The organism is Globicatella sp. HMSC072A10, from assembly GCF_001811625.1.
Classification (GTDB): domain Bacteria; phylum Bacillota; class Bacilli; order Lactobacillales; family Aerococcaceae; genus Globicatella; species Globicatella sanguinis.
Window position 1 is genome coordinate 1 of record NZ_KV805789.1, and the last position, 13,953, is coordinate 13,953.

Annotated in this window: 12 protein-coding genes; 10 read left to right on the plus strand and 2 right to left on the minus strand. The window is 36.8% G+C overall.

The features are described 5' to 3' along the window. Window positions 1-364: 364 nt before the first annotated feature. A complete protein-coding gene (locus tag HMPREF2811_RS08660) occupies window positions 365-2,338 on the minus strand; it encodes an ABC-F family ATP-binding cassette domain-containing protein (protein ID WP_071408989.1) in 1,974 nt (657 codons plus the stop codon). A 132-nt stretch (window positions 2,339-2,470) separates the two neighbouring features. On the opposite strand from HMPREF2811_RS08660, the gene rapZ reads away from it, so the two are divergent. Genes rapZ through whiA form a run of 3 tightly spaced genes read left to right on the plus strand, consistent with a single transcriptional unit; the run spans window position 2,471 to window position 5,315 of the window. Continuing rightward, window positions 2,471-3,358: an RNase adapter RapZ gene (gene rapZ / locus HMPREF2811_RS08665; RefSeq protein ID WP_071408990.1), complete on the plus strand. Its 888-nt coding sequence runs from the start codon at window positions 2,471-2,473 to the stop codon at window positions 3,356-3,358. Further along, window positions 3,355-4,371: a gluconeogenesis factor YvcK family protein gene (yvcK, locus tag HMPREF2811_RS08670; protein ID WP_071408991.1), complete on the plus strand. Its 1,017-nt coding sequence runs from the start codon at window positions 3,355-3,357 to the stop codon at window positions 4,369-4,371. Before rapZ ends, yvcK begins: the two co-directional genes overlap by 4 nt. A gap of 17 nt (window positions 4,372-4,388) precedes the next feature. Next, window positions 4,389-5,315 (plus strand): DNA-binding protein WhiA, encoded by a 927-nt coding sequence (whiA, locus tag HMPREF2811_RS08675; RefSeq protein WP_071408992.1) that lies wholly within the window; start codon window positions 4,389-4,391, stop codon window positions 5,313-5,315. 281 nt (window positions 5,316-5,596) lie between these two features. Here the strand turns inward: whiA and HMPREF2811_RS08680 are convergent, their stop codons facing one another. Further along, window positions 5,597-6,010: a single-stranded DNA-binding protein gene (locus HMPREF2811_RS08680; RefSeq protein ID WP_071408993.1), complete on the minus strand. Its 414-nt coding sequence runs from the start codon at window positions 6,008-6,010 to the stop codon at window positions 5,597-5,599. Between the two features lie 133 nt (window positions 6,011-6,143). Between HMPREF2811_RS08680 and HMPREF2811_RS08685 the strand changes: the two genes are divergently transcribed. The 7 genes from HMPREF2811_RS08685 (at window position 6,144) to HMPREF2811_RS08710 (ending at window position 13,813) form a co-directional block, all read left to right on the plus strand. Then, window positions 6,144-6,857, plus strand: a complete 714-nt coding sequence (locus HMPREF2811_RS08685; protein ID WP_071408994.1) for a response regulator transcription factor — start codon at window positions 6,144-6,146, stop codon at window positions 6,855-6,857. A 1-nt stretch (window position 6,858) separates the two neighbouring features. Continuing rightward, entirely contained in the window at window positions 6,859-8,280 is a 1,422-nt protein-coding gene (locus HMPREF2811_RS08690; protein WP_071408995.1) for a sensor histidine kinase, read from the plus strand. Between the two features lie 87 nt (window positions 8,281-8,367). After that, a complete protein-coding gene (locus HMPREF2811_RS11465; RefSeq protein ID WP_071408996.1) occupies window positions 8,368-9,453 on the plus strand; it encodes a hypothetical protein in 1,086 nt (361 codons plus the stop codon). A gap of 94 nt (window positions 9,454-9,547) precedes the next feature. Further along, window positions 9,548-10,228, plus strand: a complete 681-nt coding sequence (locus HMPREF2811_RS08700) for an NAD(P)H-dependent oxidoreductase (protein ID WP_071408997.1) — start codon at window positions 9,548-9,550, stop codon at window positions 10,226-10,228. Then, the gene (locus tag HMPREF2811_RS11470; protein ID WP_157064777.1) at window positions 10,228-10,392 is read left to right on the plus strand and encodes a hypothetical protein; all 165 of its coding nucleotides are present in this window, start codon (window positions 10,228-10,230) and stop codon (window positions 10,390-10,392) included. The genes HMPREF2811_RS08700 and HMPREF2811_RS11470 overlap by 1 nt, the downstream gene beginning before the upstream one ends. Window positions 10,393-10,472: 80 nt before the next feature. After that, complete coding sequence (gene tyrS / locus HMPREF2811_RS08705) at window positions 10,473-11,741, plus strand: tyrosine--tRNA ligase (protein ID WP_071408999.1); 1,269 nt, start codon at window positions 10,473-10,475, stop codon at window positions 11,739-11,741. Between the two features lie 449 nt (window positions 11,742-12,190). Next, complete coding sequence (locus tag HMPREF2811_RS08710; RefSeq protein ID WP_071408998.1) at window positions 12,191-13,813, plus strand: C40 family peptidase; 1,623 nt, start codon at window positions 12,191-12,193, stop codon at window positions 13,811-13,813. Window positions 13,814-13,953 lie beyond the last annotated feature (140 nt).

Genomic DNA, 13,953 nt, shown 5'->3' on the forward strand with positions numbered 1-13,953 from the left:
TGGGCAGACGAAGCGAAAATCAACTGATTTTCTACTTCTTGCCCACTCCCTGTTTTTTTGTCATATTGACTGTAAGTTAAAGAATGAATGCGACAGAAGATAAATAAAAACCTCTCAACTCAACAAAGAGTGAGCAGCAGTGAAATCAATCCATTATCACTGCTTGTTCATTCTTTCATAGAGTAAAGTTTCAATAAGTTTGAAAAGATGTCGCTTTATTTAAATGCTTGCAATTGAGCCAAAGCTTATTGGTAGTACATACGAAAACCACTCTATGTTATTGCATTACTGCCGGCTAAAACAATGCTACTAGATTAGAGTGGTAATAGTGAGTAGTTTATGCTACATAATATTAACGGCCACATTAATTGTTTTTTTCCTCTAACGCTTCAAGGGCTAAACTAGCTTCTTCCCATTCCACCATTAAGATTTCCTGGCGGTTTTCTAAGTCCATAAGTTCCTCGTGCATTTTTAATAATTCGTCTTGTTGATTCAATGTAGAAGCATCCGCCATTTGATGATGTAAAGTTTCAATTGCTTGTTCTACCATTTCTAGCTCTGCGGTCACTTTATCAACCTGCTGGGTTAATTTCTTCAATTCACGGCGATATTGCTTACTTTCTTCGAAGGATAACTGAGCTTGACCTTTAGTAGCAGTTGTACTTTCAGTAGGGTTAGCATTGGTTTTATTTTTCAACTCAGCTTCTTGTTTAAGAATTGCTAACTCTTCTTTTTTATGTAAGTAATAATCATAATCTCCTAAGTACAGGTTAGAACCCGTTGGGGTAATCTCTAAAATTTGAGTGGCAATTCGATTGATAAAATAACGGTCATGCGAAACGAATAAGAGTGTACCATCAAATTCAATTAAGGCTTGTTCTAATACTTCTTTACTATCAATATCCAAGTGGTTGGTAGGCTCATCTAAAATTAAGGTATTATCATGATCAGTAGCTAATAAAGCTAAAGTTAGCCGAGCTTTTTCTCCACCGCTTAACATCGACACTTTCTTTTCAACGGCTTCGCCAGTAAAAAGGAAGCTACCTAAAATACTGCGAATAATCCATTCATCAGTTGTATCGTGCGCTTGCCATAAAGTTTCTAAAACCGTTAAGTCAGGATTTAACATATTAACATTTTGAGCGTAGTACCCAATATCTAATCCAGTACCTCTCATAATTTCGCCTTTAATTGGGGGAATTTCCCCAATTATCGTTTTCAATAAAGTAGATTTACCAACACCGTTTGGCCCGACGACTGCGATGGCTTCTTGTTTTCTTAAATCCAATTGAATATTTTCGGCAATGACTTCAGATTGATAGCCGATGCTTAGATTTTCTAATTCAAGCACGCGTTCGCCACTTTCGCTAGCCGTTGAAAACTGAATGCGGGGTGCTCTTTGGTCTTGTTTTGGCTTTTCTAATCGAGTAATTTTTTCTAATTGCTTACGTCTACTTTGAGCCCTCTTCGTTGTCGAAGCGCGAGCAATATTTTTTTGAACAAATTCCTCAAGTTTTGCAATCGTGACTTGTTGCTTTTGATATTCTTTCCATTCAAGTTCTAAACGTGATTCTTTTTCTTTCATATAATAAGAATAATTCCCTTTATAGAGATTAGCAGTATGATTACGCAATTCGATGACTTGATTGGTAATTTTATCTAAAAAATAGCGGTCGTGGGAGACGATTAGTAGAGCGCCTTTATATCCTACGAGGTACTGTTCGAGCCAAGCGAGCATTTCCATGTCTAGATGGTTAGTAGGCTCATCAAGGATTAATAAGTCATAATCCATTAATAAAATTTGTGCGAGTGCTAAACGTGTTTTTTGCCCACCAGATAAAGCTTGAACAGGAGTTTGATAATCTTCTTCGAAAAAGCGAAATCCGTGTAATACTGTTCGAATCTCAGATTCAATGGCATAGGCGTTTTTATTGTTTAATGTTTCAAGTAACTGGTCATACTGATGTAAAGCTTCTTGGTATTCAGTACTTTCAGGATGATCAGCTAATTGAGCTAAGCGATCAGCCGCTTCTTGTGCTTCATCTCTTAACTTTAAGGTTGCTTCAAATGTATGAAGCATTTCCTCCCAAATCGTTCGCTGTGAGTCAATCGCTACATGCTGTTCTAAATACCCAATTTTAAGCCCTTTAGCCTTTGAAATGGTGCCGCTAGAAATAGGTTCTTGGTTCATAATTTGCTTGATAAGCGTTGATTTTCCAGTTCCGTTACGACCAACGAGGGCGATACGGTCACGGGTTTGAATACTAAAATTAACATTTTCATATAAGGTTTCATCGGCAAAACGTCTTGCCAAATCATTTACTTGTAGTAATATCATGTGTGCATACTCCTTTAGTATGGTTCAATAGCTACATTATAGCAAAAGAACTTAACACCGTGAACAAAATAAGACAATAAATAGTGGAGTATGTTATAATAAATTTAAAAATAAAGGAAATGAGGCGATTCCATGTCAGATGCTCTTGAATTAGTCATTATTACTGGTATGAGTGGTGCTGGTAAAACAGTTGCAGTTCAAAGTTTCGAAGATTTGGGATATTATTGCGTGGATAATATGCCACCTAACTTGCTCCCGACATTCTGGGAATTAATCAAGGAATCAGGAAAAATTACGAAGATTGCATTAGTAATTGATTTAAGATCGCGTGATTTTTTTGATGAATTAACCAATGTTATTTCTAAAATGGATAATACACAAATGATTACCACCAAGATTCTATTTTTAGAAGCCGATGATCAAGCGTTAGTATCAAGATATAAAGAAACACGCAGAAATCATCCATTAGCAACCATGGGACGTGTGAGTGAAGGAATTAAACTTGAGCGTGAAATGCTGAAGGATTTAAGAAGTCGTGCACAAACGATTATTAATACGAGTGATATTACGCCGAGACAATTACGTGAGCAATTGATTAGTATTTTTGCAACTGAAAAGCAATCAACATTTCATGTGCAAGTAGTGTCGTTTGGTTTTAAATATGGTGCGCCAATCGATGTAGATGTGATGATGGATGTGCGATTCTTACCTAATCCGCATTATGTGGATGAACTAAGAGATAAGACCGGATTGGACCAAGATGTCTACGATTATGTAATGAAACAACCCGAGACACAAGCTTTCTATGCAAAATTTATTGATTTAATTGAATTATGTCTACCAGGTTATAAAAAAGAAGGTAAGTCTAGTGTCGTGATTGGAATTGGCTGTACTGGAGGACAACACCGTTCGATTGCTTTGGCCGAACGAGTGGGACGACATTTAAAGAATAGCGGTTATGAAACTAAAATCTCTCATCGCGATCGCTTTAAGAAAAAAGAAAGTGTAGTTAGATCATGAGTGAAGAAAATAAACTAAAATATAAAGTAGCCGTTATTGGTGGCGGAACCGGACTTCCGGTCATTTTAAAAGGACTCAAGCATTTAAATGCTTATGTGAGTGCCATCGTAACGGTTGCTGATGATGGGGGAAGTAGTGGCGTTATTCGAGACTATATTAACGTCGTTCCTCCGGGCGACATACGAAATTGTATGGTTGCGTTATCTGAAAGTGACCCATTATTACTGGATGTATTTCAGTATCGCTTTGATAGTGAAGATGCCTTTTTAGCAGGACATGCCATTGGAAATTTAATCATTGCTGCCTTGAAAGAAATGAATGGTTCGTTGGATAAATCTTTGGAAATATTGTCTAACTATATGAAGGTGAAAGGAAAAATATTGCCAGCAGCACAAGAACCATTAGTATTGAATGCGTTATTTGAAGATGGTACGATTGCGGTTGGCGAGTCTCAGATAGCCAAACATCGCAAAAAGATTAAGGAAGTTTCAGTTACGACCCGTCTTGGTGATGAAGCGAAAATTGCCAGTCCGAAAGTAGTTGAAGCGATAATGGAAGCCGATATGATTGTTTTAGGTCCGGGAAGTTTATATACAAGCATTCTGCCTAATTTAATGATTGACGAGATTGGAGAAGCGATTCGCAATACCTCAGCAGAAGTGATTTACATTTGTAATATCATGACCCAATTAGGAGAAACAGAATCTTTTACGGATGCCAACCATGTTGAAGTTTTAAACCAGCATTTAGGCGGTCATTATATCGATACGGTTTTAGTGAATATTGCCGAAGTACCAGAAGACTATATTTTAAACCAACCAAATGAAGAATATTTATTACAAGTTAAACATGATTTTATGGGCTTAAGAAGTCAGGGTGTCCGCGTCATTTCAAATAGTTTTTTAAGTATGAAAAATGGTGGCGCATATCACGATACTGAACTAGTGGTTGAGGAATTAGCTCATTTATTAGATACACATAAATTATATGTAAGAAGTAAATTATCAAAATAGAAGGGTGTGATGGACCGTTGACTTTTGCTTCGGAGGTAAAAAAAGAATGTACCTTAATTGAAGTACATCGGGAGCATGCGAAAGCAGAGTTAACAGCGCTTATCCGTATGAACGGAGCCGTGAGTATCTATCAACAGTCTCTCATTTTAAATGTTCAAAGTGAAAATGCAGCGATTGCTAGACGAATGTATACTTTATTTAAACAACATTTTGCTGTTGACAGTGAATTAATTGTTCGTCGAAAGATGAAATTAAAGAAAAATAATGTTTATATCGTGCGTTGCCGACAAAATGTTAAAGAAGTGCTAGAAATTTTAGGTATCTTTGATGGTGCTTTTATTAAAGCAGATGTAGCGCCTGAAATTATGGAGAATGATCAGAAAAAACGTTCTTATTTAAGAGGAGCCTTTATGGCGGGAGGATCGGTTAATAATCCAGAGGCCAATAGTTATCATTTAGAAATTTATTCGAATTATGAATCTCATAATGAAGATATTTGTAAAATGATGAATGATTTTAATCTAAACGCCAAGACCATTACCCGACGCAATGGCTATATTACGTATATTAAAGAAGCGGAGAAAATATCAGACTTTCTAGCGATTATTGGGGCTAATCGAGCAATGTTAAAATTTGAAGATATTCGGATTGTTCGTGATATGCGAAATTCTGTTAATCGTTTAGTAAACTGTGAAAATGCTAACCTAAATAAAGTGGTTGAAGCTTCCAATCGACAAAGAGAAGCCATTGAATTAATTATTGAAAAACGAGGATTAGATTCTTTACCAGAAAAATTAAGAGAGATGGCGCAATTTCGATTAGACAATCCCGATTTAGGGATGAAGGAAATTGGTGAATTAATTCCAGGTGGACCGATTTCTAAATCTGGAGTGAACCATCGATTAAGAAAGCTCGTTCAAATTGCTGAGGAGCTGTCTAATTAACAACCTCTTTTATTTCTTTGAAACAAGTTCTTTTTACCGGTTCAAGGATGAACAATATTAAGTAATAAAAAGTAAAATAAACATCGTGTTTGTAGTGAAGCCGCAAGTTAGACCGAAAGTCTAACCTTTTGGAGCTCATAGAGAACACGATGTTCTTTGTATGGAGGGGGAGACAATCGTCATTAACTAAAATATCGATGGTTTATTCTCATTATATGAGTAATGAGTAACAATCATTTTTATTACGAATGATGGACCGTTATTCTTTTATTATGAAAGTGTTATGGCGTACTTAATTCTTGATTCGTTTCCATCGCTTCATGTTTTAAAGCTTCAGTTATTTCATCAGAAAATTGTAACCCCTCTTCCCGCGTGCCATTTGGCCGGTCTAAAAGGGTGATTTCAGAGACAACGCATTCCACAGTATAGACGGTCTCTCCGTCACTATTTTGGTAATTTCGACTTTGCATGCGACCGCTAATTGCGATACGTTGGCCTTTGATTGAATACTTATCCAAGATGTCAGCTAAATGATCCCAAGCAACAAAAGGGATAAAATCTGCCATTAAAGCACCTTCTTTATTGCGTTGGCGTCGATTAATCGCCAAAGTATTGTTAATTACTCGATGGTCGTCATTGACGGTCTTTAAGTCATGGTCACGAACGATTCTCCCAACTAAAACAACATGATTCATTTATATCTCTCCTGTCTTTCTTTTACTTATAAATACACATTTTTGTATAAAAACACTTTTTTGATAGTAATATTATTCTAATTATTTCAAAAATTGATGTATAATGAAATTGACACGATAAGGAGGAATTATTATGCGTATAATTATGATCGAAGATAATGAATCAGTTACAGAAATGATGTCGATGTTTTTTGAAAAAGAACAATTTACAGCGAATTTTTATCATGATGGCCTTGAAGGCTATAAAGCATATGAAGCCAATCCAAATAATTGGGATTTAGCTATTTTAGATATTAATTTACCATCGATGGATGGCATTCAAATTTGTCGGAAAATGCGAAACATTTCCAAAACATTACCAATTATCATGCTAACTGCTCATGACTCTGAAAGTGACCAAGTCATTGGTTTGGAAATGGGAGCAGACGATTATGTCACGAAACCATTTAGTCCGCTAACTTTAATGGCGAGAATGAAAGCTTTGCATCGTCGCGCACACTTAGAGCCAGAAAAGACTGTTGAAACAGTTGATGAAGGTTCATTTGATGTCGTAACAGACTCAATGAAAATTAGTACTACCAATCGAGAAGCTTATTATAATGACCAATTAATCGAGAATTTAACACCAAAAGAATTCGAACTATTAATTATGTTTGCGAGCCATCCTAAGCGAGTCTTCAGTCGGGAACAATTACTAAAAAGCTTATGGGAGGATCCGTTTTATGGTGATGAACGAACAGTTGACGCACACATTAAAAAATTAAGACAAAAAATAGAAGTAGTCGGACCACAAGTAATTCAAACGGTTTGGGGTGTTGGTTACAAATATGAAGAAGTAGGCGAATAAGATGAAGTTGTTATGGCAACAAATTATTGGGGTCATGGCGGTTTTGATGGTTGCGCTAGGGTTAAGTGCTTATTTAACCAGTCGGTATATGTCTAACCGTATTTTTCAAGATAAGCAAGAAGAACTCATTCAGTATGGGACCAATATTGTGGCCAACCATTTTACAAGAAATGATTTAGAAAGAGCCTCTGAACTTTTACAAGATAAAGAAATTGTCATTCAAGTTTACTTAAGTGACGGAACTATTATTTATCCTTCCTATGATCAGCGAAATAAATTGCAGCTTACCGAACAACAGTTAAGTCGCATAACGAAAGATCAAACCATTGGTATCCAAAGAAGTACTCGTTATGATAACAATGGCGTACTCGTTAATATGGCGACAGTTTATGTGTCGAATCAAGGGGGATATAGTGAATTCCCTGAAGGGATTATCAGTATTGGGGCTCCTTTATCGGAATTGGATCAACAAGTAGAAGCGGTTCAGCAAAATATTATGCTAGGATTTTTGATTTCGGCTGGACTGGGAATTGTGATGTCCATTTTGTATGCCATGTATCAATCAAATAAAATTCAAAAACTGCAGATGGCGACTCGGCAAATATCTTCGGGAAATTATGAAATTGAATTGGATACGCAAGGAAGCGATGAGTTAAGTGATTTAGCTCGCGATTTTCAAGTGATGGCTAATTCATTACAAGCTTCAGAAGAAGAAATTCAAAGACAAGAAACACTACGCCGTCAAATGATGATGGATGCTGCCCACGAAATGAGAACCCCTTTAACGACAATGAGTGGAGTTTTAGAAGGGCTTCAATATGATATGATTCCTGAGGAGCAAAAAGAACGTAGTTTGAATTTGGTGATGAAAGAAACCCAACGTTTAATCCGTTTAGTAAATGAAAACCTCGATTATGAGAAGATTCGAAGTCGACAAATCGTCTTGAAGCCACAATGGCTTGATGTTAAGCAACTCTTTGAACAAATTAAGTCGCAAATGGAGAGCAAAGCCTCCTTGAAGAATAATCATATTGTCATTTCTGTTCCCGAAAATTTAAAAATCTGGGCTGATAACGATCGTATTCTACAAATTATCATCAATATCGTTAATAATGCCATCCAGTTTTCGGAAGATAGCGACATAAATTTACGTGCAACTAAAGTTAATAAAGGTGTTAGCATTGAGATTGAAGACCATGGTATTGGCATTGAACCAGAAAAAATAAAAAGTATTTGGGAGAGATTTTATAAAGCGGATATCTCACGGAAAAATACCGAGTTTGGTGAGTCGGGGATTGGTTTAGCTGTCGTGAAATCATTGGTAGAAGCGCATTCTGGAACAGTTGAAGTCGAAAGTGAATTGGGACAAGGAACTAAATTTATTATTACCATTCCTGACCAAACTTCAACAAGCACACGATAGAATTTAGTTCAGACCTTTACAATTATATTAATGAATTGTATAATAACGCTAGTATTTTGTGAAAATATTAAGTAGTAGGTGAAATGAGTGAAAAATATTTTTAAAGGACTGGTTATTCTTGTCCTGTTAGCGTTGATTGGTGTGTTGCTTTACGCGACCCGTATGAATAAAACAGCAAAACCAACTCAACCAGTGACCGTAAATACAGTTCAACAATTGGATCAAGTTGTTCAGCAGATAGATGGTTATTATGTCAATCCTAATGAGAAATCATTTTTAAGGGAAGAACCTATCGCTGATGATGAGTTAACTCAATTAAAAGAAGCAATCGATACGGTCAATGCTTCAACAGCAGACAAAAATAAAGTCTTAGTAGAAATTGAAATTGTAGAATGGAAAAAAGCGGCCTTAGATGCGGTTAATCATTTATATAGTGGCTCAGCAACCCCTGTTATCAAAGGTGATCAAGTAGCAACTAAAAAAGTTTTAGCCGATAACCTTAAATTAGTAGATGTTGAAAAAGTGGCGACCGATTTTATTGATACCATGCCTAAGCGTTTATTATTAGATGACGAAGAGGTTCCTGAAGATAAATTCAATACGGCCATTACGGAATTAATCAACGAGGCAAAAGGTCAATTTGAAAATTTTGACAAAGCGCTTGAGGCCTTAAATAAAGTAGAAGCAATTGATATTGAAGATGGTCAAATTGGTAATATTGCGAAAGCTTTACGTGATTTTGAAAAATTACGTGACAAAGTGACAGATGACAACTTATTAAAACAATTGAATGAAAAAGCAGATCAATATTTATCTGTCTTCTTAAAAGCATTCACTGAGATTGCAAGTGAGATTCCAGGTTATTATGATATTGCTTTAGTTGCAGCAGAACCGTCTCAATTACTAACCAAGTTGATGAAAGAAAATCGTGAGACGCTAGAAGCGACAGAAACTGAAACAGAAACAACAGAAGAAGTGGTAACGGAAGAAATTGTCACGGAAGAAAGTCAATATGTGCCTGAACCGTCATATACGGAACCACCGGTAACAGTACCGCCAGTAACGGAGCCGCCAACAACAGCACCACCGGTAACAGAGCCACCGGTCACGGAACCGCCGACAACTGCAGAACCGACTCCTGAGCCACCTGTTTCATCAGATCAAACTGAATAATTTTATTTATGAGGCTGGGACCAAACGTCCGAGCCTCATTCCACTATATGAATAAAAAGATGTATGAAGGCAAATAGCTTAGAAGAGGTGTATGATGAAGACTGTTTGTTATATTGCTCATCCGGATGTTAATCAATCAAGTAGCCAACAATATTTACTAGAGTCAGGGTTAAATTATTCTCAAGCTCAATATGTGAATTTATATGAGGTGATGAATAATTTAGTAATAGAACAAGAACAAGATCGCTTGTTAGCCGCTGAACAAATTATTTTTCAATTTCCAATGTATTGGTATCAAGCCCCTGGAATCTTATTTGAATGGATTAATCAAGTATGGTCTACATTAAAACCAAGTCAACTCAAAGGTAAAACGTTAGGGGTTGTGGTAGTGGTAGGCGGTAAGAAAGAGCATTATCAATCTGGTGGAAGAGAGGGGAGAACTGTTTCTGAATTACTCTCAAACTTTGAAGTGCTGGCGCGTCATTTTAAGATGAACTATAAACCCATCTTCGCAATCCATCAATTCCAATATATCAATGAGCAACAAAAAGCTCATTTGATGTGGCGTTATTTGTTTTACTTAGAGACAAACGAAGAGGAACGTTTAACTAATTATCAGAGGTTTATCATTGCTCGAGCAAAAACATTGATTAGCGAAGAAATAGCTACTGATCATAATTTGGCTCCTTTGTGGCAGGCGTTTATCTCACAATTAGAAATGCAAGAGTTCGAAATTGAAGAGTTGATGGGGATCAATTTGGAGGAGGAACTGTAATGTGGGATGAGAATTTATTGGAACCACTAGCTAATGAGCTTAAGGATTATCCTTTGCGTCAATTACTAACCGTTTTAAAAGAACTAGATCAAAAACAACAAGATCGTATAGAACAATTAAAAGGAGAATTGGATGGCAAAGCTTGGAGTCCATCTGAATGGTAAGATAAAAGTTAGATTAAAAGTTGATAATACAACCTATACAAATTATAATAATAACAGATGAATGAGAAGGAGCGAGGATGTTGTCAATTATTGAAGAATTAGAATGGCGTGGAGCCATTAATCAACAGACCGATGCAGAAGGATTAAAGAAATTAATAGAAACTAAATCAATAGGCCTCTATTGTGGTGTAGACCCAACAGGAGATTCGATGCACATTGGACATCTAATTCCATTTATGGTGCTAAAGAGATTTCAATTAGCAGGACATAAACCTGTAGTGTTAATTGGGGGTGCAACCGGATCGATTGGTGATCCGAGTGGACGTACCTCAGAGCGTTCATTACAAACGATGGATACCGTTAATGAGAACGCACGTAAGTTATCAGCGCAATTTGATAAGTTATTCTTAAAAGGGGACGTCGCTAGCAGTGGCTTTAGAATTGTTAACAACTATGATTGGTTAAGTCAAATTTCACTTTTAGACTTTTTACGTGACTATGGGAAGCATTTTAACATTAATACAATGTTAGCTAAAGATATTGTTTCCAGTCGATTAGAGGTAGGGATTTCATTTACGGAATTCTCATACCAAATTTTACAATCGATTGATTTTGCTTATTTACATAAAAATCACGATGTGCAATTACAAATTGGCGGGGCTGATCAATGGGGGAATATTACTTCCGGTTTAGATTATATTCGACGTACTCTAGGACATGAAGCAGAAGTTTATGGCTTGACCATCCCATTGATGCTTAAGTCCGATGGAACAAAATTTGGTAAAACAGCTGGTGGTGCAGTATGGTTAGATCCGGAAAAAACAACGCCTTATGAATTCTACCAATTCTGGTTAAATCAAGCAGATGAAGATGTGGTAAAATTCTTAAAATATTTCACTTTCTTATCGAAAGAAGAAATCGATAAGTTAGAAGAATCGGTTAAAAATGAACCGCATTTGCGATTAGCTCAAAAAACACTAGCAGAAGAAATTACGAAGTTTGTCCATGGTGAACAAGAATTAGCAGAAGCCGTTCAAATCACTGAAGCTCTTTTCTCAGGGGATGTTCAAAATCTTTCTGAAAAGCAAATTGAAGAAGGATTTAAAAACATGCCACAATTTGAAGCTAAGCAAGCGACTCAGAATTTGGCGGTATGGTTAGTTGACACTGGTATTGTCAATTCTCGTCGTCAATCGAGAGAATTTATTACCAATGGTGCGATAAGCTTAAATGGCAATAAAATTACGGATGTCGATTATGAAGTTTCTACCGATGATGCGATTGGTGGCAAATATATTATTGTTCGACGTGGTAAGAAAAATTATTATTTAGTTACTTTAACTGACTAAAATTAAGTAGATTTTTTATTCGACTAACAGACGTTAGCTAACACATTAATTAACTGTTTGGTCTCATCTATTTAATTTATTGCGCGGTGTTTAAGTGGCCTCAAACTGCGTCTTAATGAGTCTAAGCCTATACATGTTCAATTCAGTCAAGTTTTTACTCGTTAATAAAAAGCACAGTGGTTGAGTAGCCTCAACTGTTGTAGGGGGATGGGCAGAAGAAACGAAAACTATCTGGTTTTCTACTTGCCCACTCCCTGTTTTTATAGTTTGTAACATTGAGGTGAAAAGCATTGAGTAAGTTTACAACTATGTTACAAAGTAAATACGATTTGGATAAATTCAACAATATCCGATTTGCATGTGTTAAGATAGTCTCAGCTATTAAAGAGGGGGAGACCCTCATATACTGAATGATATATAAAAATATTTTAACTAGGAGAGATGGACCAATGAAGCTGAGCTTTACTAAAAAAGCATTTAAAACCTTATTTACGTCAACGATCATCTTAGGCTCTGTTGCTTCACCGATCGTAACATTTGCACAAGATTATGATACACTTATTAATGATACTCAAGCTGCAATTGATAATTTATCAGCACAACAAGCAGCCTTATATTCTGAATTAGCTTTAGGATACGAAGCTTTAACAGCATTAAAAGAAGAAGCTGAAACTTTATTAGCTGAAATCGCCAAAGACGATGAAGCAATTAAAGAATTAAACGGACAAATCGAAGAATTAGAAGAATTAATCGCAAAACGTGAAGAACTATTAGATAATCAAGCAAGAGCAGTTCAAGCGAATGGTGGTAGCACTAATTACTTAAGCTTAATTGCTTCTTCAGAATCTATTAGCGAATTTGTTGGACGTTTAGACGTTGTTCGTAAAATGGTTTCTTCAAATAAAGATTTATTAGCAACTCAAAAAGAAGATAAAGAACAAGTTGTTAAAAAACAAGATGAAGTAAAAGCGGCAAAAGAAGAAAAAATTAATAAACAAATCGAATTAGAAGGTTTGAAAGCTTCATTAGAAGAGCAACAAAATGCTAACGAAGAAGTTTACAACGCGCTTACTGGAGACATTACTTTAGCAGCGGGACATCGTGATGCTTTAGTTGCAGAAAAAGCAGCTTTCGAAGAACAACAAGCGATTGCTATTGCGCAAGCAGAAGCAGCAGCTCGTATGGCAGCCGAAGAAGCAGCAGCTCAAGAAGCGGCATTAGTTGCGGCAGCAGCTCAGGTTGAAGAAACAACTGTAACCAACGAAGTAGATTTACCTGAAGTAGCAGCACCAGTTGTCGAAGAAACAGTAGCAGAAGTAACAGAAGCACCAGTTGTCGAAGAAACAGTAGCAGAAGTAACGGAAGCACCAGTTGTCGAAGAGACAGTAGCGGAAGTAACGGAAGCACCAGTTGTCGAAGAGACAGTAGCGGAAGTGACTGAAGCACCAGTTGTTGAAGAAACAGTAGCGGAAGTAACGGAAGCACCCGTTGTTGAAGAGACAGTAGCAGAAGTAACAGAAGCACCCGTTGTTGAAGACTTTGGAAATGAAGATAATTATGAAGCCGAAGAAGCAGCACGAATTGCGGCTGAAGAAGAAGCAGCGCGTATTGCAGCTGAAGAAGAAGCGGCGCGTATTGCAGCTGAGGAAGAAGCAGCACGAATTGCAGCTGAAGAAGAGGCGGCAGCATCAGCACCGGCGGCAACCGGAAATGTTTCTGCATTACTAAGTAATGCTTCACAATATTTAGGAACTCCATATGTATGGGGTGGAAAATCACCTAGCGGATTTGACTGCTCAGGTTTCGTACAATATGTATTTATGCAAACTTATGGTATTGATGTAGGTGGTTATACTGGAGCACAAGAATATGCTGGTACTCAAATTAGTGTAGCTGAAGCTCAACCAGGAGATTTATATTTCTGGGGATCACCAGGAGGAACATACCATGTTGCAATCGCAACAGGTGGTGGTGGTTACATCCACGCTTCTCAACCTGGCACACCATTAGAGTATAACTCAGTTAGTTCATACTTCATGCCAAGCTTTGCAGTACGTGTGAATGTACAATAAAATAATAAATAAACTTACCAAGTAGCTCTAAGCTACTTGGTATTTTTTGTCATGTTTCAAAAGAATGATATAGGACCTTTATTGATTGAGATCTCCGAGAGGATTATTGGTAAACGCCGAATAACCAGGTACGTATCACA